The organism is Stygiolobus azoricus (assembly GCF_009729035.1).
GTDB lineage: Archaea > Thermoproteota > Thermoprotei_A > Sulfolobales > Sulfolobaceae > Stygiolobus > Stygiolobus azoricus.
Genome location: NZ_CP045483.1, coordinates 1356836 through 1382355, shown reverse-complemented (window position 1 = coordinate 1382355; position 25520 = coordinate 1356836). Strand labels below are relative to the sequence as shown.

The 25520-nt window shown below is 39.3% G+C and carries 23 protein-coding genes and 1 pseudogene; 8 read left to right on the top strand and 16 right to left on the bottom strand.

Annotated elements, in window-relative coordinates:
* Positions 1-103: 103 nt before the first annotated feature.
* Positions 104-406, top strand: coding sequence for a hypothetical protein (locus D1868_RS07540; RefSeq protein WP_156007030.1), 303 nt, complete (start codon positions 104-106; stop codon positions 404-406).
* Between the two features lie 52 nt (positions 407-458).
* Here D1868_RS07540 and D1868_RS07535 read toward each other — a convergent pair whose 3' ends face one another.
* On the bottom strand, positions 459-1217 hold the full coding sequence (locus tag D1868_RS07535) for a DODA-type extradiol aromatic ring-opening family dioxygenase (protein ID WP_156007028.1): 759 nt from the start codon (positions 1215-1217) through the stop codon (positions 459-461).
* A 215-nt stretch (positions 1218-1432) separates the two neighbouring features.
* On the opposite strand from D1868_RS07535, the gene D1868_RS07530 reads away from it, so the two are divergent.
* On the top strand, positions 1433-1711 hold the full coding sequence (locus D1868_RS07530) for a hypothetical protein (protein ID WP_156007026.1): 279 nt from the start codon (positions 1433-1435) through the stop codon (positions 1709-1711).
* A 355-nt stretch (positions 1712-2066) separates the two neighbouring features.
* Here D1868_RS07530 and sfsA read toward each other — a convergent pair whose 3' ends face one another.
* The 4 genes from sfsA to D1868_RS07510 form a co-directional block, all read right to left on the bottom strand.
* Positions 2067-2720, bottom strand: coding sequence for a DNA/RNA nuclease SfsA (gene sfsA / locus D1868_RS07525; protein WP_156007024.1), 654 nt, complete (start codon positions 2718-2720; stop codon positions 2067-2069).
* Positions 2721-2894: 174 nt separating this feature from the next.
* Positions 2895-3824: a hypothetical protein gene (locus D1868_RS07520; RefSeq protein WP_156007023.1), complete on the bottom strand. Its 930-nt coding sequence runs from the start codon at positions 3822-3824 to the stop codon at positions 2895-2897.
* A 54-nt stretch (positions 3825-3878) separates the two neighbouring features.
* Positions 3879-4856, bottom strand: coding sequence for a Gfo/Idh/MocA family protein (locus D1868_RS07515; protein ID WP_156007021.1), 978 nt, complete (start codon positions 4854-4856; stop codon positions 3879-3881).
* 252 nt (positions 4857-5108) lie between these two features.
* Positions 5109-5471, bottom strand: coding sequence for a hypothetical protein (locus D1868_RS07510; RefSeq protein ID WP_156007019.1), 363 nt, complete (start codon positions 5469-5471; stop codon positions 5109-5111).
* Positions 5472-6376: 905 nt separating this feature from the next.
* Here D1868_RS07510 and D1868_RS07505 point away from each other — a divergent pair.
* The gene (locus tag D1868_RS07505; protein WP_156007017.1) at positions 6377-7876 is read left to right on the top strand and encodes a hypothetical protein; all 1500 of its coding nucleotides are present in this window, start codon (positions 6377-6379) and stop codon (positions 7874-7876) included.
* Between the two features lie 273 nt (positions 7877-8149).
* Here the strand turns inward: D1868_RS07505 and D1868_RS07500 are convergent, their stop codons facing one another.
* The 4 genes from D1868_RS07500 to rfbC form a co-directional block, all read right to left on the bottom strand.
* Complete coding sequence (locus tag D1868_RS07500; RefSeq protein ID WP_156007015.1) at positions 8150-9112, bottom strand: dTDP-glucose 4,6-dehydratase; 963 nt, start codon at positions 9110-9112, stop codon at positions 8150-8152.
* Complete coding sequence (locus D1868_RS07495) at positions 9109-10143, bottom strand: glucose-1-phosphate thymidylyltransferase (RefSeq protein WP_156007013.1); 1035 nt, start codon at positions 10141-10143, stop codon at positions 9109-9111. The genes D1868_RS07500 and D1868_RS07495 overlap by 4 nt, the downstream gene beginning before the upstream one ends.
* A 1-nt stretch (position 10144) precedes the next feature.
* Positions 10145-10969, bottom strand: coding sequence for an SDR family oxidoreductase (locus tag D1868_RS07490; RefSeq protein WP_156007011.1), 825 nt, complete (start codon positions 10967-10969; stop codon positions 10145-10147).
* A 194-nt stretch (positions 10970-11163) separates the two neighbouring features.
* The gene (gene rfbC / locus D1868_RS07485) at positions 11164-11694 is read right to left on the bottom strand and encodes a dTDP-4-dehydrorhamnose 3,5-epimerase (RefSeq protein WP_156007010.1); all 531 of its coding nucleotides are present in this window, start codon (positions 11692-11694) and stop codon (positions 11164-11166) included.
* A 402-nt stretch (positions 11695-12096) separates the two neighbouring features.
* Between rfbC and D1868_RS07480 the strand changes: the two are divergent.
* Positions 12097-12409 (top strand): annotated as a pseudogene (locus D1868_RS07480) (formate dehydrogenase accessory sulfurtransferase FdhD); the annotation flags it as partial.
* A 150-nt stretch (positions 12410-12559) separates the two neighbouring features.
* On the opposite strand, the gene D1868_RS07475 reads toward D1868_RS07480, so the two are convergent.
* The 3 genes from D1868_RS07475 to D1868_RS07465 form a co-directional block, all read right to left on the bottom strand.
* Entirely contained in the window at positions 12560-13564 is a 1005-nt protein-coding gene (locus D1868_RS07475) for a metallopeptidase TldD-related protein (RefSeq protein ID WP_156007008.1), read from the bottom strand.
* Between the two features lie 575 nt (positions 13565-14139).
* Positions 14140-14784 carry a TenA family protein gene (locus D1868_RS07470; protein WP_156007006.1) on the bottom strand — a complete coding sequence of 215 codons (645 nt, stop codon included), beginning with the start codon at positions 14782-14784 and terminating at the stop codon, positions 14140-14142.
* Positions 14785-15426: 642 nt separating this feature from the next.
* A complete protein-coding gene (locus D1868_RS07465; protein ID WP_156007004.1) occupies positions 15427-17376 on the bottom strand; it encodes a GH116 family glycosyl hydrolase in 1950 nt (649 codons plus the stop codon).
* Positions 17377-17722: 346 nt separating this feature from the next.
* Between D1868_RS07465 and D1868_RS07460 the strand changes: the two genes are divergently transcribed.
* Together D1868_RS07460 and D1868_RS07455 are read left to right on the top strand one after the other, a co-directional pair.
* Complete coding sequence (locus D1868_RS07460) at positions 17723-18016, top strand: hypothetical protein (RefSeq protein WP_156007988.1); 294 nt, start codon at positions 17723-17725, stop codon at positions 18014-18016.
* Complete coding sequence (locus D1868_RS07455; RefSeq protein WP_156007002.1) at positions 17971-18522, top strand: nucleotidyltransferase family protein; 552 nt, start codon at positions 17971-17973, stop codon at positions 18520-18522. The genes D1868_RS07460 and D1868_RS07455 overlap by 46 nt, the downstream gene beginning before the upstream one ends.
* Before the next feature lie 254 nt (positions 18523-18776).
* Here the strand turns inward: D1868_RS07455 and D1868_RS07450 are convergent, their stop codons facing one another.
* From D1868_RS07450 to fdhF, 4 genes are all read right to left on the bottom strand, one after another.
* On the bottom strand, positions 18777-19205 hold the full coding sequence (locus D1868_RS07450; protein ID WP_156007000.1) for a HEPN domain-containing protein: 429 nt from the start codon (positions 19203-19205) through the stop codon (positions 18777-18779).
* Positions 19195-19686, bottom strand: coding sequence for a nucleotidyltransferase domain-containing protein (locus tag D1868_RS07445; RefSeq protein WP_156006998.1), 492 nt, complete (start codon positions 19684-19686; stop codon positions 19195-19197). The genes D1868_RS07450 and D1868_RS07445 overlap by 11 nt, the downstream gene beginning before the upstream one ends.
* A gap of 170 nt (positions 19687-19856) precedes the next feature.
* On the bottom strand, positions 19857-20219 hold the full coding sequence (locus tag D1868_RS07440) for a hypothetical protein (protein WP_231112340.1): 363 nt from the start codon (positions 20217-20219) through the stop codon (positions 19857-19859).
* 329 nt (positions 20220-20548) lie between these two features.
* The gene (gene fdhF / locus D1868_RS07435) at positions 20549-22504 is read right to left on the bottom strand and encodes a formate dehydrogenase subunit alpha (RefSeq protein ID WP_156006996.1); all 1956 of its coding nucleotides are present in this window, start codon (positions 22502-22504) and stop codon (positions 20549-20551) included.
* A gap of 364 nt (positions 22505-22868) precedes the next feature.
* On the opposite strand from fdhF, the gene D1868_RS07430 reads away from it, so the two are divergent.
* Both D1868_RS07430 and malA read left to right on the top strand, forming a co-directional pair.
* Positions 22869-23060, top strand: coding sequence for a hypothetical protein (locus D1868_RS07430; protein ID WP_156006994.1), 192 nt, complete (start codon positions 22869-22871; stop codon positions 23058-23060).
* 34 nt (positions 23061-23094) lie between these two features.
* Positions 23095-25143 carry an alpha-glucosidase MalA gene (malA, locus tag D1868_RS07425; RefSeq protein ID WP_156006992.1) on the top strand — a complete coding sequence of 683 codons (2049 nt, stop codon included), beginning with the start codon at positions 23095-23097 and terminating at the stop codon, positions 25141-25143.
* The last annotated feature ends 377 nt before the right edge of the window (positions 25144-25520 follow it).

Sequence of the window (25520 nt, the reverse complement as noted above, 5' to 3'; positions counted from 1 at the left end):
CCAAGGGAATCACGACCTGCGACCTAATATAGTATCATCTGACAATAATATATATAACATGCTTTCAGTTCAAGGTTTCGATTTCGGCGGGTTCGTACACTGTATGAGGACTTCGATCGGCGATAGGTACATAGCCGACGCACTGAGTTTCCTCTTCGCGATTAAGATTCATTCTGACATATCTCAGTTTGCTTTGACTTCAAAAGGTGTGATCTACGAAGGTGACACGAGCGGCGTTTTCATTGGTTCATGTGATCACTTCAACGGATATGTCAACCACTTCGGTGAAGGCGTAGTCCTGAGCACAGCCGTTAAGGTCTGGGAGTACATACACGGTAACAACCAAGTGAAATTTGATGATGTCGAAAAGGAATTCCTGAACGCTTTCCTTAACAAGAAGATGTGAATGCCATTTAACAGTTGCCCTCGTTAAGTGATCTGTTTTCTTTAATCTGTTCTCATTGGAAAGACGCTAGCATCATACTAACCCCTGGCCACGGTACGTCATAATAAATGACTTTACCGGAAGTAGGTCTTACTATACCTAACATAACGTACAATGGCTTTAACTCTCCCTCCGGAGAAGAGTTCTTAAACTCCTTAGGGAAAAGCTGTTGTATTTTGACTATTTCCTCAAACTTACCCTCTTCTATTAAATCCTGAAGGATGTGGTCGAATACGAAGAACGTGTAGGTATCGACCCCGAGGGAATATAAGTCGAGCCTATGAGTCGGTGAGCTTGTAGCTATGACTATTGGCTTCCTGCCTATATTCCTAAGCGTTTCACCTATCTTAACACCCAAACGGTAGTGTTCTTCAGGTGAACGATTGCTAATGGATATGGTTATACCCTTAATACCTCCGTCGGGGAACATATAATATAACGGGATCCATCCACCGTGATCAAGCCCCCATCTGTAGTCCTTTTTAAGAAAAGTCGAAAGCTTCTCCACTACCTCAACGTCATTAGGCATCTCATAGCAATACTGGTAAAGTTCCTTAGGAAACCCGTAATAGTCTTGTATGCATTTAAGCCTCTCTCCAGCTTCTATTAAGTTGTCTTCACCCCAGTTCATAAAGTGAGGAGACAATACTACGACCAGATCGGGCTCGTATTCTCTCCTTATTTTTTCTCCTAATTCCCTCAGTTGTTTCTTAAAAGGTAAGTCCTCTATTAGGATAGTCGGAGAACCGTGACTTACTAGTAGCCCTAACACAAGTAAATCTCGTAATGTGAAGTTATAACCATTACCTTACTTTGAGGTAATTGAAAATTTTGGTTAAACCTCTGAATCTCTCTCCTATTATTCAGTTAATTCCATTTTATGTCACAATAAGTTACACTAAGTGGTGAATAACTAAACAATTTTGAGGTGATTTGATTACCATAAGTAGATTTATTAGTCTTTAAGAGAAATAATAGATGATAATTATGAAAGTAGTAGTAATTCATGAATGGGATGATAACCAGAAAGACGCTGTTACAAACTTTTTCAATCAGTTAGTTAACATGGCTAAGGACAAGAAACTTCCTAAAGGTATGAAACTTGAAAAAGTGGAAATTTCTCATGAGAATAAGACGGCAATTTGTGAGTGGGATGTGGATAGCATGGACATGTTAATGCAAGCTGCGAAGCAGTTTAATATAAATTGGAGAATTAAGGCCTTGACACCTCAGGTATTATACGAGCACAAGGGAAGAATATTCTGAATAGAAATTCTTTTTTACTTTCTCTTTTAGCATCCTCCTCTATATAATTGGTAAGTCTTACAACGAGAAGGCACAGAATTTAAGATAAGCTTATTCACTTTTGAACTCTGACTCATCTCTATCTTTGATTATAAAGAATTGGAAAGTAGTATACATGAGATCGTTAAAATACCCATATTAAAAGTTTAGCCTTAGCCAAACGGTATTTAGTCCTACCTGGGTTAAGCCTTATTGCTTTTACGTGTATCGTCGTATATGTATAACATCATTAAAACTATTTCGTAATGACAGTCGTTAAAATTACAAGCCTTTACACTTTAAGAATATTTCTAGTGATTGTAGTATCAACTATCTCCTAATGGAGAAGATCTCTACATATCGGTATGTCACCCTTGTAGACAAGGGATTTATCGTCAAAATAAAAGGTCTTAACCTCAACCTTAACTCCCTCCTTCAATGCCCTCAGAAAAGTCTCAGAGAACTTTTTATCTGTTTCGAAGTTAGGAGAAAAACAAGTAGCGTCACTCCTCATCACCAAGATCAGTATAACAGCATTATGACCTTCCCTCTTCAGCTTTATCAACTCCTCAATATGTCTCCTACCTCTCTCCGTTGGAGCGTCGGGAAACAACGCTACTCCGTCTTTGACTAAAGTACACCCCTTAACCTCTACGAAAGTATCGTCGAAAACGAAGTCCAGTCTACTCTCTCCAACTCTGACCTCGCTCTCAGCATCAGTAGGGAGGAATTTTCTAGCTATCTCGCTATGAATACTGGAGTCCGTGACAACCCACTCCTTACCGCTCCATGCTGCAGTTACTTGACAATCAGTCTTCCTATTGCCCTTAACTTCCCTTATGAGGATCCTATTACCTGGATAAATCAACTCCTTTAGCCTACCGGGGTCGTGGAGATGACACTTTCTTCCTGAGACTGTTATCACTGTAAAGCGGTTAGGTCTTTCCTTTACTATTTCCTCCTTTAAAGCTGGAAAAGTGTAAACGATCACTAGCGAGTGAATTGTTTGTCCCCTTTTAAAGTTTTTATTACATACGTTTTCCCATAGAATTCACGGAGTGAACCATCATGCTTGTTTTTAGATAAAAAGGGTTTTTCGCTCTAGATTTGGAAGGAAACATGGTTATGGCGAGATAAGTCAATAATGCAACTTGGAAAACTTCTCTTATTGTCTCCTAAGATACCTTGGGGAGAGACCCAACTTCAGAGCGGTTAAAGAGAGGTTATCCTTAACTAGGTAAAGAAAAGAAAGTAACGAAATTGCCCAAATTATACCGGAGAGTTCAATATTGATCCCCCTCATCAGGTAAGAAAGGAAGGAAGTCAAAACGGGAAACCATACATAATCGTAATTGTATCTACTCGTTGAGTACACTATGCACGAAAAGAAGAGGGGAGCCATGACGCCTAAGAAGAAAGAGTGTAGAGTGCTTCCCAAAAATAACGCTAAGATGGGAGTTACGGATACTGAGAAAAGAGTAAGAGAGGCACTCAGATTCATTTTATATCCTGTCCTAACGATCATTAGCAAATATAAGACTCCCACAAAGTAGTATAAAGGTCTAATAATTACCGAAAGTACCAAGAAGAACAATAAGGGCAATTGGTTCCTGCCGAAAACCGGTTTAGTCCTCAAAGTAGCGGTGAAAACACCTATATTTACTCCTAACGTGTAGGTGATGAGGGGGAGTATTAGTAGCCAATAATGTGGGTATAAAGACCAGCCTATTATAGATAAGAAGGGAGAGGAAAGGACGAGGAGGTTCACCGGAAATTTACCACCGTAAGTCATCACATCCTTTAGAGCCCATATTTCCGTCGCAGTAAGGCTTACTGACGCTAGTACCTGAAAATAGGGGATCGGGATTGATAAAAGAATTAAAGTAAGTATTTGTAGGGCAAAATACTTAGTTGCAGGAAAGAAGAGCCTTTGGATCATGCCGAAAAATAACGAGTAAGCTCCTAAAAGCATGAAATAGGGGTGATCGGAAGGGTTAAACCTCAGAGAAAGACCTCCTATAATCCAGTAAATCACGGCGAGGATCATGTAAGGGACGTTTACTCCCCAAGGTTTAATTTCCTTAATACTATCCACAGATACTAGTTACGGTACGGTAATAAAAGTTGATCGTGAGTACGAAGACGGTGCTTATTCCTTTATTTCTCCGCAACTTCTATATATGTCCCTTACAGCCTTTAAGTCTCTCAGCGCTATCATGGGATCCATCGGTACTTCACTATCCCTTTCTACCGCGTTAATAAAACCCTTTATCTCCTCCTTAACCGCGTTTACTTTCTCGGTCGAGATAACTTGGGTCTCTCCGTTCTTCCACTCCACTATTAAATCGCCGTAAGGTTTGATACTGACCCTACTTCTGGTATCCTCTTTAATAGTTCCGTTTTCACCATATATCTCAAAGTGCGGGAATTCGCCCCTTGACTGTGAAGTCCAAGAGTAGACTAAGTTTCTCACTGCCCCGTTCTTAAATTTAAACACGGCAACCGTAGTATCTTCTCCCTCAAGTCCAGAAAATGTTGAATTACATGACGCATAAACGCTAGTGTAGTCTCCCCCTAGGTTCAACAGCGTATCTACGAAATGTATACCACCGTCAATCAGTGCTCCGCCTCCCATCAAATCCTTTACTCTCCTCCACCCCTGAGGCGAATTAAACCTCGTGTTCCTCACCAGGATTAGCGAAATACTTCCCAACTTTTCCATTAGCTCTTTTGCCTTCCAGACTGATGGATCAAAGTAGTGATTCTCTAGTACCATGAACTTTACTCTAGTTGCCTTTGCTGTCTCAATTAACCTCATCGCCTCTTCCTCATTTCTAGCAATAGGTTTTTCTAACATAACATGCTTCTTATTCCTCATAGCTGAGACTCCCATAGGTTCGTGAGCATCATGGCTCACCACTAAGTCTATGATGTCCACATTGGAGGTAAGGACTTTTTCGTAGCTCGTGAAATAACCTTGAGCATCGAACTCCTTGTAACACTCTTTTGCGTACTTCTCAGTCCTGCTGAAAACGTACACTTCAAGTTCACGGTCTTTTCTCAACTCAGATAGAGCGTTTAAGTGGACTCTGCCGAAACCTCTACACCCGACTACGGCTATTTTCATAGATAAGTATTTAACTACGTCTTATTTAGCCTTAGCTGAAAAGGGAGTGGGCATATTTCGTTTAATGTTTTAGTTTAATGTTTCAGGATAAGAGCAGTTCCCACAAACATTAATATTAAGGATGTGTAAAACAACGGCTTCCACTTAGTGACGGTTTTAGGAGCCCTCAAACTCAACGTATATTTGCTTATTACTTCCGAAATCCACTTCTTGTTCCCCGCATCGTAAATGTGGATCTTAGGGTATATTTCTTTATAAATATCGAAAACTTCGTATAGAGAGGGTAGGGTAATGTAGATGTTCGAGGAAATCCCTATTTATCTCAAAGTGGGCGTCGATAAATCCGTTGGAAAAAATTCTGACGTGAAGCTCCCAAATCTTTAAGAGCTTTTTCGACAAGGAATATTTCTCACCCTTGTGAAAAGTGAGCCTTAAGTCCTTAAACCCGTGATTTCTCAGAACTTCTGCCACACTATCGATGAGGTAAGGAGGAACGAAAAGTCTCAAATTACCCTCCCTTTGGACGTATTTCCTCGGCAATACCGACTTTTTCCTATCGTGGTACGTTACTTCTGCAGGGAGTGAAGTGATGAGTGTTTCGTAATTTACTTCCACTAGATATTTTCCTCTTCGGTGTATTAAAGTGTTTAATCAGAAAACCCACGTGTTAAACTTCGCTTAATTTTTTTTTTGTATGATCTCGTTAACAAGCATATTATAGCGGAATAGTCACTTTATGAGTCTCTAAAGGTCACTAGAAGAGATGATTCCACATTCAAATGCAGAACCAGCTGCTCAAGGTCATTTTTTATATTTACGGAATTGTCGAATAGGGGTGAATTACAACTATACGACCCTTTATGCTTTTAGGACTTAAAGATATAAGGAGCTAATCTGTCCCCATCATAAATAGTGAAGTCCCCTTACCCAGACTTTGTAAAAGCGGTGATAACTCATGATTGATATTAGACAGTTCACGAGTGTGGATATAAATTAGGGACAGAAAGATTTATTAGGGTTAGTTAGGGCGATTTATTGCACGTTAGAGAGAAAAGGAAGATGATGAGGAAGCTGAGGGAGAGGAAGGAAAACAGACAGCTACGGGGTGATGGGAGCAATGCTCTAAGCCCAGCAGGGATAAACCTAGATGTGAGTCCCGTGCCGTTGGGCTCTACAGCCACCCATGACCCCACGGGATTGGAGCCCTGTGGATGAGGTGGAAGTCCTTAGAGGAGACACAAAACAACACTAAAATACTCAGGATGACCCTCTAGGGACAAACGGGAGCTAAGTTATTAAGTATTTCCCTGAACTCCCTGCTCCTTTCTCGCTTACCAGAGAATGTGATTGATGACGTAATTAAGATTTAATTATAGTAGCAATACGCTACAACTTTCTATATAAAGATTCAGTTCAATCAGTTCTTTCTTACTTTCCTCTATCTTACTAAACGTATTGGATTACTAGTTTTCCTATTTATTACGAGAAAATTTTTAGCTAGGAGCTTCAAGTATCATTTAATGAACGGAAAGAAAATATTTGCCTCATCTCTTTTAGTCGTCCTATTTTTAATACCGATGTTCTCACTAGTTCCTACGGCACAAACTCCTAAACACATAGTTATGTACCAACAGTACATGTCAAGGCTAATGGTAACTCATTCAGGAATAACTTACGATTACTCTTACACTGCATATAACACGACTAATGAACAACAGTCTACAATTTCTTATACCAGTTTCCACTACGCCGTGGAGACCGGCAAACTACAAACCTATACTGGAAATATAGTGGTGACTGTATCGCCATTCTCAATAAATGTTACTTCCCAAATACCACAATTGGCAAGGGTGCTCTTAATTGAGCCTAACGTAATAGAGGAAGTAGTATGGGCGGGTTTCCTTAATACTACCAGCACCATTTCCGGTTTAGCCTATTTCAACTCCAGTGCAGAACTAGTTCTACAGTTCCTCAACGGTAGCACCTTTGCCAACGTGACTTTAACGATCTCCCATAAGACCTCACAATATGTTTTGAGCGAGAGTTTACCGTTAGTGAAAGTGTCTTTACAGAAAATAGGTGAAGCTTCATTTACACTAACTGTGAATTCTACTACCCCAGAAAGGTATAAAAAAATTCATTTTGAATCTGAGGGAGTACAAGCTGAGGCACCATATAACGTAACAGTAGCGTACTATAACGGCACTTATGTTCCCGCGATGATCTGGGAAGGAGAGGGTCAGGGTTCTATCTCATTACCATCCTTACAAGCTGAAGAAAATGTGGAATTTAGTGCAATAGAATTCTTCGGCATTAACGGTAGCACATTAGCATATCTAGAGAACGCGTTCAGCTCAAGCTACTTATCCCATCAGGGTTTCCTCTTCAATGTAACGTTTAACCAAGTTGAGTCCCACATAAGGGTAGTAATAAATGAAGGGGTGCCTTATGCCAAGGCAAAGACGATGAGTATGGTTAACATTAACGGTAATATAGCCATAGTGAGTATAACTAACAACGGAGTGGAAAGTACTGCTAATGTAAACTTCTATCACCCTGTGTACATTGTTTACCCCGCATCACTGGTTTACGTAAACGTTAGTGGTTCAGGAGAGTATGTGATAATATATCCCAACAGTTCTTACGTAACTGTAAGTGTGGTAACTCCTCAATCTGTAAGTGTAAGTAATGTGACGATCGGAGGTAAGTCCTATACAGCCCAAGTAGTCAATGCCAGCGGGAGTGGATACATAATGTTTAACGTTAGTTTGTTACGAAACGAGAGTTTTGCAGTGTTTAAGCAGACTGCGGATGGTATGGTTGAGCTTAACCCTGAAGACTACTTTGTTTATCATGGTAAAGTAGTGGTTGTAGACGACCCATCTACTACTTATTATGTAGTTTATGGTTATACTAGTGCAAGTTCGGGCGTAATGTCGAATTATATAATTCCAATTGTGGGAATTATAGTAGTGTTAGTTATAGTCGGAGCAGTTCTATTATTGTTAAAGAGGAAATAAAGACTATGTTTTTTCTCTTTTCACTAATTTCCCTTATCATCTCTGATTCTATCTTTAATTGATCTAGACTTCTATACCACTCTCATTCACTTTAGTAATCCTCAAATAATTCGTCATAATACTGTAAGACCCTTTCTGCTACATTTATCGTATACTTATAGAGGACGCAAAGGAAACTATGATTTTCCCATTGTAAGATACAAAATTCCCCTTCGTTCCTCCTTTTACCTTTTGGAAAGGTGCTTGCTATTTAAAACTCTACTTCCCTTACGACTACTTACTCTTTACTGCTAGCCACGGCTCATCTTCTACGAAGAACTTATCCGTAATTAACGGCTCCCACCACCATTTGCTATTCAAATACCACTCGTAAGTTTTTCTCAGTCCTTCCTTGAAGGGTGTTACTTCATACTTCATAGTAGTCGTCATACAATACCTTCTGTCGTGACCAGGTCGATCTGAGACGAATTTTATCCTAACCTCTCTGCCACTAACTTCCTCTAACATCTTCAGTACCTCAAGCACGTTATATCTCTGTCCACCCGGGATGTTATAAGCTTCTCCTCTCCACTCCGCTTTGCTCATCACGTCGAAAATTATCCTAGCAGTGTCCTCTACGAATATCCAATCCCTTTCAGCTTTACCATCACCATACACGGGTACATGCATACCTAGAAGTGTCCTGATTATAGCCTTTGGTATTAACTTTTCAGGGAACTGTCTGGGGCCATAATTATTAGAAGGTCTCACTATAATCGCGTTTATACCGTAAGTCCTCACGTAAGCCTTTACAAATAGGTCTGCTGATGCTTTAGAGGCGCTATAAGGTGATGAGGGTCTTAGAGGTGAGTTTTCATCTCCGCACTCCTCACCGTATACCTCGTCTGTTGAAATGTGGATGTATTTAAAACCGAACTTCCTTGAAGCCTCAAGTAAGTTTACGGTACCGAGCACGTTGGTGGTTACGAAATCCTGGGGTTTGTAAATCGATCTATCTACATGAGTCTCAGCTGCGAAATTAATCACTACATCAGGTGAATAGTCTTTAATTATGTCGTGTATTTGGTCGCTCCTTACGTCAGCCTGGATAAAGTCGTGGTCTGTCTCCTTAAGGTTTTCCTTCCTCCCTGCATAGGTTAATAGGTCGACAACAAGGGGTCTGATACCCCTCTTGTTTAACTCCCTTACGAAAGCAGAACCTATGAATCCCGCTCCCCCAACTACGATGATTTTCATAGTATCACCGAAGAGTTCTCGCCTATAATTAATTTTTGCCACCTTCCACCCTTTTCAACAGTAGAGTTGTTGCCTATTAAAGAGTCCATTAGTGTCACTCCCCTTATCTTAACGCGGTCAAGGATTACACTGTACTCTATCTCACTGTCTGATATTTCACTCTCATCGCCAATGGAAGTGAAAGGTCCTATATAGGAGTTGACAATTTTAGTACCACTTCCTATGTAAGTTGGTCCTCTTACCACAGAGTTCTTTATTACAGCTCCTTTCTCAATTATCACTCTGCCGTCAATTGTAGAGTTCTCTATTGCACCTTCAACCTTCCTTTCAGCGTATCTGTCTAACAAGAACGCGTTAGCCTCTAAGATATCCCTTGGAGTTCCCGTGTCCTTCCACCAACCCTGAATTATTTCATAATCTACTTCCCTTCCTCTGTCTATCAGCCCTTGTATTGCATCTGTTATCTCAAGTTCGCCTCTCCAGCTTGGTTTTAACGATTCGATAATATCAAAGATCTCCCTCGTAAACCCATAAACACCTACTAGGGCTAAGTCAGAAATCGGTTCTTTAGGCTTCTCGACTAGTTTTATGACCCTCCCGTCCTTTATCACGGCTACGCCAAACCTGTTAGGGTTTTCAACCTTAGCGAGTAGGATTGAAGCCGAGCCCTTAAAAGAGGAGAACTTACTCAGGTCGTAAGGAACCACGTTGTCCCCTAAGTAAACTAAGAACCTATCCGACACTACGTCCTTCACTTTATAAACAGCATCAGCTAGTCCTCTAGCTTTACCTTGATAAACGTAGGTTATCCTAACCCCAAACCTACTACCGTCACCGTAATAGTCTACAACACGTGTTGGTGTGTTATCGCCTAAGATAATTATTACGTTCCTTATCCCTGCGTCCCTGATCTGTTCTAAAACCCACTGTGAAACCGGTTTCCCTGCTACTTTTATCAACTGCTTCGGACCGGTGTGGGTTAACGGTCTAAGCCTTGTCCCTTGACCCCCGTGTAGGATTACTGCCTCCATCTCATACCACCATACCGTCTAGGTCTAAAGTGTAAAAATCAACAGATAAAAACTTCCTAGCCTTGGAGGAGTCCAAAGAGGAGTCGAAGGGTCTCTTAGCTACCCACCCTTTAATCTCATCTACTTCCCTCACTTCTCCTGACAAATTGAACTTTTCCTTAATCTTTAATGCTAACTCATAACGCGATATCCTCTCACCTGCAACGTTTAGTAAACCGGTTTTTCTAAGGGTTAACAACTCCTCTATAGCTGAAGCGAGTTTTCTTGCGGAAATAGGTGAGTAATAACCTTTATACGCGAAGACTGTCTTTCCCTCCTTTAATGTCTTATACACGTAGACTGGAAATCCCTTGTGCCTGAACACTCCAGAAGTCCTTATAACAAGACTGTCGTCATATGATAAAGCAAAGGCCTCTCCTATTAGCTTGGTGAGTCCATAATAGTTTATTGGGTTGGGTAAGTCCTCTTCTTTGTAGTTGCCCTTTATTCCATCAAAAATGTAGTCTGTGCTAATGTGAATAAAGTAAGCATCTATTATCCTACTTGCCCTCACCATGTGCCTTACTGCTTCAGCGTTTATTTTATATGCCTTCTCTTTTTCTGTTTCACACTTGTCTACGTCAGTCATAGCTGCAGTGTTTATTACAACTTCGGGTCTAGTCTTGATTATGAAATCTTCCAGACGTATAAATTCGGTTATGTCCAGCTTATAACCGTCAGGGATTTCTGATGAGTTGTACAACTTGATGACTTGATGTTTATTAGAAAGTAATTTGCCTAACTCAATGCCTAACTGACCCGCGGCTCCAATCAGTAATATTCGCATTGCACTTATTATTCAATAGAAATTATAAATCTTTTTTTTCTAATGTAAGTTAGTGGAATAGAAAAATGATCTTGTAGAATATAATTAATAAAAAGTGATGAATAAAAAGGATTAATTATACTATGAGAATGATGGAGAGACCCTCGTATAACGTAAATATAACCTACAACCAATTAATAAGAACACGGTAGGGTTTAGGGAAACACTTCAGCCCAATCTAAAGGAGGGCATTGGCTGTCCTTATCGCTTAATATGACCTCTTTTATTTCCCAGTCGATATACGAGTAGTTAATGCACCTCTCGTGTTGAGGTGAATAATCGTTATGCGTGACGAAGTAAACGACTAAGGAGTCTTCAAGAGCTTGAAAACCATGGGCAAATCCCGGTGGGATCCATAGCATGTAGTGGTTTGACTCACTTAACTCCACACTTACGTACTTTCCAAATGTTGGAGAAGACCTTCTAATATCTACTGCGACATCTAATATTTTCCCTTTGGGGACGAACACGAGCTTCCCTTGTTCCTTTGGTGTCATCTGATAATGTAAACCCCTCACTACTCCTCTAACTGAGAAGGACATGTTAACCTGGAGTGGTATTGGAATGTTATATTTACTGAAATCTGTAGACTTAAACACTTCAAGGAAGAACCCTCTTTTATCAGGAAAGGTCTTTGGCTTTATTAAGAGTACTCCCATACCAAGGTCTTCAAAATCAAAAGGCATGATTTGAAATTAACTTTCGTATATATAAAATGATTTTAATAAAGTTACCCACGTTTAACTAATTTTTAAAATCTCTTCTTCTTAAAAATTTATATGAAATTCCAATTTAAACTAGGTCAATAATACCTTTAGAAGACCTTCAAACCTTGTAGCATTATGAGATCTCAAGCAATAAGGAACTGAAACAGAAGATAGTAAAGTACAACGTCAACTGGAGTAAGATGATCTTGCAATTCGTTAACGAGAAGTTATAGAGACTTGAACACGCGAAGAGAGATGTTGAGATTCTTAAGTGGTTGGAGTTTTTAGACATGACGGAGTAAAAGAGGTGGCGAAAAAAGAAATAGTTGCTGATTCTATACCTCTCCCAAGAGAAATTAAAGCAGAAGCAAAACGCATTGAGGACTTCATGTTTCTGTGTTATTTACCATAGACGGTGAATATGAAGATGTAGGACGGCATAACGCTGTAGATAAGATAATAGGAAAATTAATGTTAGAGAGAAAATTACCAGCTAACTCATATATAATGCAAGTCAGTGGAAGATTAGGATATGAGATAGTAAGTAAAGCAATAAAGGTCGGTATCCCAATAATATGTGGGATATCAGCACCTACTAGTTTAGCAATTGAAATAGCAGAAGAGGCTGGAGTTACTAAGTTTTTTACGTGGAAGAAGCTTTAATGTCTATACTCATAAGGAAAGGATAATATAAAAATCTAATTCACGCTAAGTTATAGATAAATTCATAGAAATGAGATAGATAATATTGTGAAAATTTTAAAACTAATATAGCTTATTTTAATTAGATATACCTAAATATTAATTATTAATAGTTATATGGTCTCTTCAACGGTTATCGTTTTTAATATATTATTGGTCTAACCTTCATTCTTAAATAAGGAGCTATGCCTCCGTGTTGATCATCAATATAACCACTTCTAGCTTCTTGGGTCAAGGCATCAATAGTGAGAAGCTCTTGTAAAGGGATAGCTATCTCCCTGACTACTATATCTCCTTTTTCTATCAGCGTTACTCTTCTTGGAAAAATCCTTATACTGTTCTTTACTAACTCACTCCTTTCAACACCAGTTATAATCAACCCCTCTTTAGTCTCCTCCCTTAACTCCTCTAAACTCCAGTCCCCGTTCTTAACGATTAGGTTGAAATAATCTGGCTTAGGGATCACACCTCTGGCGTTTCCCGGCTCACCTGTACCTAGTGTTCCTAAATAACTCAACACGTAACCGTCTCCAATGACCTCTTTTCTCCTAGTCCTCACCCCCTCGTCATCAAATGTAGAGAAACCGATGAGGTTTGGGTTCAAAGGGTCATCGAATACAGTCACATTCTGTGAAAACCTCTCTTCAAGCTTCAGCATAGGTCTGTCAGCCCTTAGCATGGATATAACGTGGTGGAAAAGATGAAGTGTTGCCTCTGGGTCTAAAATACCGTAAGTCCGTTCTAAGCTAAACACCCTTAACTGTGTAGTCTCCTTAACCGTATCCTTTAAGTAGTCTATTACCGTGGGGATATCAGAAGGGTCTCCAGCATAGGAGAACTTAACACCTTTGTATTCCACAATGTTAACCACTTTTTCTTCTACGCATTGGTCAACTACACGAGTGAGTAACTTAGAAATAGCATAACCTTCGGTAATTCTGATCCTCTCGGCTTTGGAAAACTGATCTACTGTTGGAGACCTATACGAAGTACATGGTTCGTGTTCTGGGATTTTGGCCTCATTTACCTTAGTTAAAGTCCACCCATGCCCCGTGAAATAGCGAGTAGCTGTTACTTCTCTGTACTCCTTAAAGTTACCGTGAGGAGTTATGTGATAAATGACCTCCTTCACGGTAAAAGTCTGCACATTATAATATTTATGTCAGAAAACTTAAGCTTACCGTGATGTTAAGAGTCATTAGGGATTGTATGACGTTAAATATTGAGAGTTTCTCTCGCACCTTAAAATTAAACCTTTTTACCAAATGTTAAGCATCATGAGAAAAGGTTTATAATTAATATGTGAAGGGAATATACAGTCTTTGAGGAAAATTAAGGGAGATTAGCTGTAAGTAGTGAAGTTAAAGTATTAACATAGGGGGATTTAGCCTTTAAGTTTTATATGAAGATAAGAGGCGAGTTAGAGGCAGGTTAAAGTCTAGAGGAGGTGAAGGTATAGATGAATCAACAACTCACCGAACGTGGTATAGCCTTATCGTTTATCCCTTCTTTCACGATTCCACATTAGTACTACTGTTGTGAGATGTTTTTGTCCGTGGCCGGAACATTCCTTCAAAGAACCAATGCACGCTTACCCCTAACTAGTGGGGAAATAACCTACCCAAGTGAGCAGTGTTAATTATTGATCAAGAGGTCATCGATAGAAAAATCTTTTGTAATACCATGCCTTTCTAGGTGGTGAGGAAGTAGGCTCTACTAAAACTACGTGATCTCGTGAAAAGGTGTTTCTTCCCTTCTTAAGGAATAATCCCAAAACATTATTTCAAATCTAACACTTGCAGAAAAAGGTTTTAGCAAGTTTTCGTCAAACTCATATGAGTTTAAAGCTTCAAGAATCGCATCAACCCTCATTTTATAGTCCTCTGAAGCATAAAACTCAGCCCATTTAGAATACAGCTCGTTTGGAGAGCCTATAACAAACTTTCCAACTTCGTAATAGCCCCACATGCAAGGGGCCCAAGCTGATAAAAATTCCTTCCAACCTTTAGTGGAGTAATAATACAAGTGGCGAGTGTATGCATAATTTGCTAAGTTATACCCAGTCCTCATTATTTCCTCGTGAGTTATGTTTAGCTTATTCAAGAGATAATTGTGTACTTCCATTCCCTTGTCCCTAGTTAAAAGTATAGAGGATAGGACTTTAGTAGCCTGGTTAGTAGGTGCAAATGAGGAGGCCCTCATGAGACTCTTTAACATTACCTCTACGTACTTAGAATCCTGAATTAAATAATAACGGAAGGACTCTAACGGTAGGGTACCGTCCCTCATTTGCTTGACGAATTCATGTTTAACGTATTTTTCCCATAGATCTCTTACTTTTTCCCTTAATATTTCAGAAGTCTTCATAGTAAGCCTTTACGTTCAAGAGGTATTTATAGTTAATTATAAGGTTGTAACTTACAGAGTCTAGTTTACTTAAAAATTATATAATATCAGGCTTATACTTGATAAATAATTTCTCAAATTAGTTTCTATTCTCTTCCTAGGTAGATAATATTGTTTTTACGAGCAGGAAAATTTTTCCACAGAGTTACACATCCTAAAATTCTAGAAATCCTTTTTTATTTATTTATGCTTTTAGTATTTATAAGCTTTTTCTAATACTTTCCACTAGTGATCATAATATCGGATTGTAAAGGTTAGAATATTGCTTATAAATAAATTTATATAAGTTGTATGAAGTAATTGTAAAACATTTTTCATTATTAAACGAGGAGATTAACGAGCTTAACCTTCTATTGAAGTAGGCAGATAAATAAGTGAATGAATGCTAGTATTAAAGCTAAAATAGCGTGTTTATTAGCTAGGGAACTTACTAGAGATGCCAGTTTTTCTGTTCCTTGTTGTACTACTGCTTCTCTTATCTGATGAAAAACTGTTAAGATCAACACAGCTGGTGAAGGTCGTTGTTAACATCATTAGATAGATGATAATCATACTCTTCTCTAATCGAAAATAAAAAAGTATTAAAATTTATCTTATCTCAGTCTATACTTCTTTAATAATTTCTTTTACTAAAATCCCCCAAATTACAGGACTCCCGATATAATGATCCAGGTAAACGTCTGGAAACCCCGTAATTACATTTATTCTGGAGGGTTGATTCCAAACCATCCCTCTCTCTACTAACGCCTTCCACTCTAGCTCCAATATTTCATTCCACTCTTCCAGTCCTAACCAAAGTCCCAAAGTGGCAGTCGCAAATACTAACCTTATCCAAGAGCTCTTAGTTTGGGGCGAATACTCATAAGGTGAGCCATCCAAGTTAATTGCGTTAGGGACGCAGCATAAGTGCTTACCCTTTTTTATCCTGGTATAAGCCTCCCTTAACGCCGTTCTTATCTTGTCTTTGTCGTAAGGTAAGTCCAATAATTCAGCCCACCAAAAGGCTATGAACTGACCGAGGAATAGAGCATCAGTACGGGGCTCCTCCCACGCCTCATAAAATTTTCCATTCCATCTCAACTCCTTCAACGACTTTTCAGCTAATCTTCTTGCTCTCTCTGCCGTATCTTTATCACCCACCAATTCAGCTATTTTCTCCATTGCCTCAGATGCAATGTATGTCATTGACGTAATATATGAATCATAACCTTTTACTGGGTTAACGTCAAACGCATCATCCCCACTACCCTCTTTTAAGGGCACCTTATCCCTTAGCCAAGAGAACGCCTTTAAGATATAGGGATAGAACTCCCTTAAAAACTCAATATCTTTTGTTACTTTATAATACCTATACACTTCCAAGATAAGGGTTAAGTTAGTATCTTTCCATTCAGGAGGTGCCGTAGTTCCATCGGTAGGAGCTTCGAAGGTTAAATAGCCTAAGTCGTGTGGCACGTAACCGTCTTCCCTTATAGCCTTAAGGAACATCTCTAATACCCCTCTCTCTAACTCAGGGAATAAGTACAGTACGGGGAGGGAGCCTGCATCATAAGTAAGTCCACCTATAGTGTTTAGTAACGGGAGGGCTTCTGGTGCTTCCATTATGCCAAACCTAGAGTCTTTAGTTAACCACGTTGACGAGGAAAGGATGTATGCCAAGTTGGATATGATTTCCCCGAAAGGTCTATCGGGAAACTTAATCGTCTTTTTCTCTAGTTCATCAAATTTTTCAAGGAAATACCTAGCTACTTCTTCAGAGTCTTTAAAGAAATTAGAATAGTAATGGGTATAAGGGAAGGAGTGAGTAGGGTTATTAAAGTACCAGCTTAACACACACTTAACTTCATCTTGAGAGATTACCATACCAGCAAAATCGTCCCACATTCCCCTTGCTTCTCCATTCAGAGGGAAAAGGTTGCCATCCATGAGTCTTAGCCAAGGTTCTGGGGACTCATAGAGCTCTTTAACCCAACCGTTTTTTAACACCTCTTGTGGTGGTAGGTTAATGTTGTACTGGTGGATTACCTTTCCGGAGTCACAAATGAAGGTCATGTCACCTTTTGCAGGGTCATAATCGTTACTCTTTACGTTCACCATTTTAAAGCCGTTCTTTATAGGGATATTCTTTCTACCTATAATGAAACTCCCCACGAGATTAGCTACAGAGATTGCGATTATTCCCTTCTTAGTTTTTACTGTAAGCCCGAAAGCTGGTAAAGAAGAGTCCATGAGGTCATTTCTTATAATGGGTGTGAAAGCCGTCAGTTGTGCATCTCCACCTGATATTTTTACAAATGGGTACTCTCCCTCATACGTAAGGAGGGTTGACATGTGTTCTAGACCCTTTACTATTACATCATCCTCTAGAAAATAATTCCTCTCTCCCATTATGAAAACATGAAAACCTCTCATCCCGGTTACGGGTTTCTGCCAATTATTAAAAATTGTTAAGTTTACCATTTTCCCTTTGTTATTAAGTTCTACCTTCCCAGCTCCAATTCCTCCTAAAGGGATACCATGGTCTAATACTTCTTTAGAAGTATATCTTATCACAAATACTAATCCAAGTGAGGCTTAATATATTTACTAACCTTCTTCGATATTTTAACAAATATGGAATGAATTCAGACTTCTGACTATTAGTGACGCTAATTGCAATTCTCCCGAAGTACATGGTGAAAGAAGGTGCCAAGTTAGTAAGTAGATGCTGTCAGGATATAAGTCACCTCCTAGGTTGTTAACCCTTCTAGGCGGACCAGTAACTTAGTAACTCTTGCACTCACACCTTGACTATTCTTTACCCTACAGATAACTGTTTGAAGTTCTGAAGCGGTCTCCACATACTGACTTCCAATCCTGTAAATGCATATATACTATGAATTCATAGTATATTTTAGTGATGAAAATCCAAGTTAAAGGAGACTACATTTACGTGACAATGTGGGACAAATTGAGTAAAAGGCCAAAGAGGTATTATCTAGGAAGAAAAGAGGAGTTAAAGAAGTGGGAAGAGCTGTTTACGATTGCGAGAGAATATAAGGTTAGTGAAGATGATGTTAGGGATTACTTAAACTACTACTTAGATAAGGAAACGAATATGACCAAGGTTGAGTACGTCTTACTTTCATTAAGTTTGGGTGTTGAATTTTGGAGATTGAATGGAAATACAAAAACGCTTTCAGAAAAGCAGTGAGATTAATAGAGAGGTTCTACCCGGATTACGCACTTATAGGTAGATTTGCAAGGAACTTTTATGCACCACCTGAGACTACCTTGGATATAGACTTCTTGGTAGATTTAGATGATTATGAGAGGTTAGCGGAATTAATCGAGTACGTATCTTCACAATACAAAATAACCCCTAATGACGTAGGACATTGGCAATACGTAATGATTATCGACGATATAAAGGTTGACTTAGTTAAACCTCCGGGATATAACATAACCAAAGAGTTCCTCTCCAAAAGGAGGCAGATCGTAATCAAAGGAGTCGGAAGAATTTACTTAACGTCACCTGAAGATTTAGCCGTACTTTACGTAATATCTTCTAAACAGAGGGGGGTAAAAGACGTCATAAAAGCAAAGGACGTCATAAAGTATTCCAAAGTTCGTAATGACTTTAACGAAGAATATTTTCTTAAAAAATGTAGGGAAAATAAGGTAGAACATTTATGTTTAGCTTTACTCTCTGACACGTGAAAAAGTATACTTATTCCACGGGTAAACATTCCAAGGAACTCACAACAGAGGAGCCTTTTTCCTCGATACGTAGGATAATAGTCCCTCAGATTAGTTCATGATCAACTCGACTGCCCACCGAATCGAGACGAAAACTACGAATCCTCGAAAGGTAACTCTCGCTGGTAGGAAGAAAGTCAGGTTATGTTAAATGAATAGATGAAGTCCAAACTATTTGAGCAAGTGGCATCAAATTGAATAATCCTTTATAGAAACTATCTATTTCTTTTCTCTTCATATAATTTCTTAGCATAGTCCAATACTTCTTCAGCCATCTTTAACGCTTGTTGTGAATCGTATTCAGAATACAGTAACTCTGCTGGTGTATTAGATTCCTCATCACCGTACATTGATAACTCTCTTTCTTTCCTTAAAGACCTAGAATACGAAACGAAAAGGTCTATTTTCTCTCTAAACCACTGGGGAAACTTGTCAGAATTGTTTTTCAATATAGGACCTACGTCATGAAATTTAGGAGGTTCTATATCAACAAGCCTAAGGCAGGCTTTAAGTGATAACTCCACAGCCTCTTGACACAATCTTACCACAATATTATACTTCTTCCTTTCATTCTCTATTCTAGCCAAGTGTATTCTTTCTTCAGCTTGTGAAATATAAGAATATGCGAATTGGTCAAAGTTCAACTGACTCACCGAATTTTGCGTCCTTCTTAAGCACCCAATACCACTTCTTACCCATCCTAACCCTTTCAGCACCTAACTCTTGTAGCCTAGCCCTTAATTTCTCCAATATTCTTGTGAAGAAGTAATCCCTATCGTAGAGTATTACGGCATCATAAACCATGTCTAAATAGAGCGGGGAGAATTTCTCAGCCTCTTCCGGTGTTTTTAGCACGGGTGAAAGAGATACGTAATACCCCATCTTCCAGTACTTGTCTAAGTTCAGCTTATCCTCTACTTTAGTTTCGAATAGCCTTATCCTCTTAAGCATGCTGTCCTTAGGAAGGTTTTTCATAATTATTAGTAGGTCGACATCACTATCGTTTCTATTATCACCCCTAGCAACGCTTCCGTAAACTATTACTGAAATTAAGTCGTCTTTAAACTCCTCCTTCATTATCTCAAGCATGTTGGTAATTAAGGTAGAGTAAGGTTCCTTTATCATGCGATATTATAATCCTGAAAGTGTAATAAATGTTACGAAGTTAAATGAAATGCCAAATTTGAATGGAGTGGTATTATTTTCCTCTCTTTTCACTTATGTCTTCATCTATGTTCCACTGTTCTACGTAATATCGATCTGGTCCGACACCAGTTAGCTTAATCATTGTCCCTTTATGCTTTGGGGGACTGATAACTACCTCGATCCAACCCATATAACACCGAGAAGTTCGACAAAACCCCCAAGGCTAGGAAAAAGTGGATGAGTGTAATTAATGGGCTATAAAAAATCGTCCATAAGTACCCCAAGACTGACGTTGTAATTACCAACGCGATGTTCCCGATTAAAATCCTTTTCTGGACGTTAGCATTTACTCTAGTATAACCGTATACTGATAATATGAGTAATATGACGGCTAATACTGCGTGAGTTCCTATCAAGTACGACAGTTCGCCGTAAATGACGATCGCGTTACCCAGTATAAGTTGAACTATCGCAACTCCAGCACATATCAACCACAGTTTTGTGTTTTTCAACGTTATACCCTCCAGAGAGTATTTGCACTTAGACTAAAAAACCCATATAATGTATAGCTTGTCGTATAAGGATAGTCACTTGAATGCTACACTATTAGCTTTTCACGACTAGACAGCATACTTTGAACGGACCAATTTTGCTCCATGTTGACAAAGCACGTTTATGTTCTTACAGGAATTGCCTAATTAATGTCTTCCTTTCCTCTTTGGGGACTAGGCGTTATGAATTAAAGTTTGTTAGGTTCTGGAGCTCCCTATCGGTTCTCAAATAAGAGATGTAGTCAAAAAATAATAAGTCTATGATAGGAACCTCGCTTTTCCGGGGGATGTCATCTTGATAAAATAACAACCTCTGTTGATTTATAATACGGGATCCTAGTCTCGGGATCTAATATATCACAAACCACGTAGTTGACTAAGTCACTGGAGTTAATCATAAACGCGTAACCCTTCTTCAAACCTGGATCACTCTTAGCCTTAACAGTTACTTCACCGCACTCGCTCTTTAAAATAACTTCTTGTCCTTCCTTAATTCCCATCGATTTCATGTCTTCAGCATTCAAGTAGACTATGTCCTCCTCATCGTTCATGTAAGTCGTTAAAGTATCAGTGTTGTACTTAGTCACTATCCTACCCGTGATGAGAACTAGACCTTTTCTATTAACCGGTCTGTACTCAACTGGGATGAAATGAGCAAAACCGTCAGAAGTATAGAACTTGTCTTCATAAAGTACAATCTCACCGTTAGGGTATCTGCTGTTCTTAGAGTGATCCATGACGTCCTCCAATTTCAGCGACGAGTATAGTTTTACTACTTTCTTCATCTCCTCGAAAATAACCTTAGGGTCTTTAGGAACTTTAAGTCCCAATCTCTCAGCCAGTTCAGCCAAGACCCATAAAGCTTGTTTAGCTTCCCCTGGAGGTTCAACTGCCTTAAACCTCCACTTTACTAATCTGTCCAATGATACTACAGAACCCTCACTCTCAGCCCACATAGCAACTGGTAAAACATAATGGGCTAACTTCGCAGTATCCGTCATATAAGAGTCCAATACCACGACCAGATCCATTTCCTTAAGCCTTTTGATCACCTTGCTCTTATTAGGCAAGCTATGGGCAACGTTATAATTAACCAAAATTACTGCCCTGATGTCATTTTCGGTAAGTAATGCATCTGTAACAGTCAATCCCTTTTCTAAAGGTATTTCAAAACCCCATAGCTCTCCCAGCTTCTTAGCGTTTTCCTCGTTTAACGGTCCGTTGGGTAATATCCACGGTTTCAGTAAATCACCTGAACCTTGTACGTTAGACTGTCCCCTATAAACTATGGGACCGGCACCCTTTATTCCTACGTTGCCTGTCAATAACATTAAGTTGAGGAACGCTCTTATGGCGTTAATTCCCCCACCTTCGCTCAGACCTAAACCCCATGAGAAGATTGTTGGTTTTATAGTTATCATTTCAGCGAACTTAATAATGAGTTCCTTAGGGACTCCCGTTATCCTCTCAGCCTCTTCCAGGGTATAACGTGACACAGTCTTTGCGTACTCTTCAAAACCCTTAGTCCTAACCTTCACGAACTCCTCATCGTATAAACCACGTTTTATCAGGTAGTTTCCGACAGCATTATATAAGTAAACATCTGTACCTTGATTTACCGGGATGTACAAGTCAGCGAGTTTAGCTGTCTTCGTAAACCTTGGGTCAATTACTATAATTTTCGTCCCATGTTTCTTAGCCTCTATCAAGTACTCTGTTAGCACTGGGTGACTCTCCGTTATCTGTTCGCCTGCAATAACTAACACTTTCGCGTTAGGTATTTCCTCTACTGATGTACCTGAAGCTCCGATGCCCACTACCTCTTTTAATGCTGTAGCTGAGGGCTCATGGCAAATTCTCGCACATGAGTCTACATTATTGCTTCCTAAAAATCTGATCAGCTTTGACATTAAATAGACCTCTTCTAATGAGTTCTGACAACCTCCGTAAATAGCGATAGCTTTTCCTCCATATTTTTCCTTGACCTCTTTAATCCTCTCAACTATTTCGTTTAAAGCCTCGTTCCATCCAACCTCTACAAATGAGTCTCCTACCCTCTTTAAAGGTCTTGTTAACCTACCAGGCAAATATAAGGTCTTGTGGGCTGTCGCTCCTTTACCGCATATTTTCCCCTTTGAGACTATGTGGTCTTTCTCTGGAATTACCCTAACTACTTTTCCACCTTCGACGTCTAATAGTAAGCCACAACCAACTCCACAAAAAGGACAAATTGTTGGTATTAACATACCGACCGAGTGTATATTTTCACCTCTATCCTATTAAGTATAAGTTACATAACCCTCATGGAAAATATATTAACACTGTGTAACCATATTTCTTTATTTATTTTATAAAATTTTAACTGACAATTGATTTATAGAAATGTTGTAATTTTAAACATGAGATTTAAATTACTTTACCGAAATTGCATGTGCATTTACCTTGTTTGTCGTAAACTGACAGATTATTAAAATATTGTGAGCAGCTAAGAGAAGGTAAGTGATTAAATTCTAGAATTGAAATCATCTGTGCTTCTGGAGGCGAAGATGATGATAATGTAAACACTTCTTTTTCTAATCATCTTTTTTGATGGTTGGGAGGAGTAATAAAGTGCTTATAACCACTGCTTTTATGAAGATCGCCCTCACTGAACCTCTCCTAGCCTTTGTTAAAAACTACAAACATCTAGCAATGTCTCCTAAAATGAGGTTTGTAATCTACGACCCCTTCAATTCTGAGTTTAAACCTCAATTTATTCGGTTTCTGGATCGAAAAACGAAGAAGAGGATCGGTAAGATTTAATTACCATAAGAACGAGATAATTCGTTGAAACTCGATGAGGATTGAAATAGAAGAGAGGGACGGAATTTACAAGGTGAAGGTCAATGACCCTCTTCCACCAGTGGATTTCGGTTTTAAGGGAGTTAAATCAAGTAAGTCCTTAAGCGATTTCTCCTTAAATGTTTATGAAGAGAAGGATTACATAGTGATCGAGAAACCTCTGGATTTGAGGGAGCACGTGTTTGGCCTCGGTGAAAAAGCAGTAGAGTTAGATAGGAGGAGAAAAAGGTATATCATGTGGAATTTGGATCACTATGCCTATCAGAAGTTCCAAGATCCCCTTTACATTAATATACCCTTTATGATCACGTTACTTCACGGAAAAGCGATGGGCTACTTCATTAATTCTGCTTCTAAGTTGATCTTTGACATAGGATTTGAAGATTATGATAAAATCAAGATAAAAGTACCAGAAAACGGACTTGAATTCTACATACTAGAAGGTCCTAGTATTGAAGAGGTGATTGAGAGGTATGTTGAAGTTACTGGAAAGCCATTTTTACCACCAGAATGGGCCTTCGGTTACATGATCTCAAGGTATTCCTACTACCCACAAGACAAAATTGTCGAGCTAGTTGACTTACTCCAAAAAGAAGGTATAAAGGTCACAGGTGTGTTCTTGGACATTGATTATATGGATTCTTTCAAGCTCTTCACGTGGAATAAGGATAGGTTTTACGATCCTAAAAAATTCATTGATGAACTCCACTCCCGTGGGGTTAAAATAATTACTATAGTTGATCATGGCGTCAGAGCTGACCAAAATTATAAGATCTTCTTATCTGGTCTGGGTAAGTATTGTGAGACTGATAAAGGAGACCTTTTCGTGGGAAAATTATGGGCAGGTAACTGCGTTTATCCGGACTTCTTTAGGGAAGAAACAAGGGAGTGGTGGAGTAATCTAATAGCCGAATGGCTTTCTCAAGGGATCGACGGGATATGGTTAGACATGAATGAGCCCACAGACTTCAGCATGGAATATTGTATAAACGATGTCCTCGGGAAGTTACCAATAAATTTAAAGAACCTAGCCGAGTATAAGGCCTTCCCGGATAACGTAGTTCATAAATTGAAGGACAAGGTCGTACCCCACTCTAAGGTAAGAAATGCATACCCCTACTACGAGGCTGAAGCCACGTTTAAGGGCTTTGAAAAGGCGGGTAGGAAGGACGTATTCATACTATCGAGGAGCGGTTACTCGGGGATACAGAAATATGCCTTTGTGTGGACTGGGGATAGCACTCCTTCGTGGGACCAGTTGAAGTTGCAGCTACAGTTAGTACTGGGGTTGTCGATTTCAGGAATACCCTACGTAGGTATAGATATAGGGGGTTTTCTAGGTAGGGACCTGAAAGAGATCGATAACTCACCTGAGATGCTGCTTAAACAGTTCCAAATCTCCCTATTTTTCCCTCTCTTTAGGACTCATAAGGCTAAGGACGGGATAGACACAGAACCTATTTTCCTACCTTCGTTTTACAAAGAGAAGATTAAGGAAGTAATAAACTTGAGGTATAAGTTTCTCCCGTACCTTTACATGCTTGCTGTCGAAGCACACGAAAAAGGGCACCCTATTGTTAGGCCGTTGTTTTACGAGTTCCAGCAAGACGAGGACACTTACAGTATTGATGATGAATACATAGCCGGTAAATATTTGCTTTATGCACCAATACTTCAAGGTGAGAAGAGGAAGGTATATTTACCGATAAAGGTCCAGTGGGCTGATTTTTGGAACGGTGAAGAGGTGAGGGGCTGGGTGGACTCAAAACATGAACTCCCGATATACGTGAGGAGGGGTTCGATAATACCTTTATCAGACGGGTTATTAGTTTACGGAGACGGTAGGGTTGTGTATAATGGTGTTGTGATTCAGAGCGAGGGTGGGATAATAACTTTCTCAAAGCCGTTATACCTAGAGAGTTTATCACTCTATTCACTACAAGGAAAAGTACTGGTTAATGGTAAAGAGGCTAATTATAAGATTAATGGAAAAATCGTTATGGTGGACATTAGAAGTGAGGTTAGGGAAGTAAAGGTTGTTTAGCCGAGAGCATCTTTAGCGTTTTTTCAGTCATATTTACACGCGTGTCACTTTGGGGTCGTGTGGTTGAGTGTAACAGAGTAGTTGAGACAAGATCAATACGGTGAGGTGGTTACAAAGAGGCAATCCCTTATAGAAAGTTCAGAGGTCTCTTTTTATGAGTGAGGCTGTATATGCTTCTCTCAAGCCCAACGTGGTATGAGTGAAGAAGACGTGAGTATCTGACTAAATGATCGACTATCTAATGGGGCACTGTTAGCGAGGACTTTAATGAGTTAGCGTTATTGGCAGAGATTTGTCGACTAGTTCATGTCATGTCGATGTTTACTAAAGACACTTTTGCTAATTTTTCTGGAAAGCCTTTATGAACTTTATAGCTT

Excerpts from the sequence above, each read along its gene's own strand:
- D1868_RS07540 (WP_156007030.1), top strand. The coding sequence starts at position 104 with ATGAGGACTTCGATCGGCGATAGGTACATAGCCGACGCACTGAGTTTC.
- D1868_RS07530 (WP_156007026.1), top strand. The coding sequence starts at position 1,433 with ATGAAAGTAGTAGTAATTCATGAATGGGATGATAACCAGAAAGACGCT.
- D1868_RS07515 (WP_156007021.1), bottom strand. The coding sequence starts at position 4,856 with ATGAAAATAGCCGTAGTCGGGTGTAGAGGTTTCGGCAGAGTCCACTTA.
- D1868_RS07505 (WP_156007017.1), top strand. The coding sequence starts at position 6,377 with ATGAACGGAAAGAAAATATTTGCCTCATCTCTTTTAGTCGTCCTATTT.
- D1868_RS07500 (WP_156007015.1), bottom strand. The coding sequence starts at position 9,112 with ATGAAAATCATCGTAGTTGGGGGAGCGGGATTCATAGGTTCTGCTTTC.
- D1868_RS07495 (WP_156007013.1), bottom strand. The coding sequence starts at position 10,143 with ATGGAGGCAGTAATCCTACACGGGGGTCAAGGGACAAGGCTTAGACCG.
- D1868_RS07490 (WP_156007011.1), bottom strand. The coding sequence starts at position 10,969 with ATGCGAATATTACTGATTGGAGCCGCGGGTCAGTTAGGCATTGAGTTA.
- rfbC (WP_156007010.1), bottom strand. The coding sequence starts at position 11,694 with ATGCCTTTTGATTTTGAAGACCTTGGTATGGGAGTACTCTTAATAAAG.
- D1868_RS07470 (WP_156007006.1), bottom strand. The coding sequence starts at position 14,784 with ATGAAGACTTCTGAAATATTAAGGGAAAAAGTAAGAGATCTATGGGAA.
- D1868_RS07460 (WP_156007988.1), top strand. The coding sequence starts at position 17,723 with ATGAAAATCCAAGTTAAAGGAGACTACATTTACGTGACAATGTGGGAC.
- D1868_RS07445 (WP_156006998.1), bottom strand. The coding sequence starts at position 19,686 with ATGATAAAGGAACCTTACTCTACCTTAATTACCAACATGCTTGAGATA.
- fdhF (WP_156006996.1), bottom strand. The coding sequence starts at position 22,504 with ATGTTAATACCAACAATTTGTCCTTTTTGTGGAGTTGGTTGTGGCTTA.
- malA (WP_156006992.1), top strand. The coding sequence starts at position 23,095 with ATGAGGATTGAAATAGAAGAGAGGGACGGAATTTACAAGGTGAAGGTC.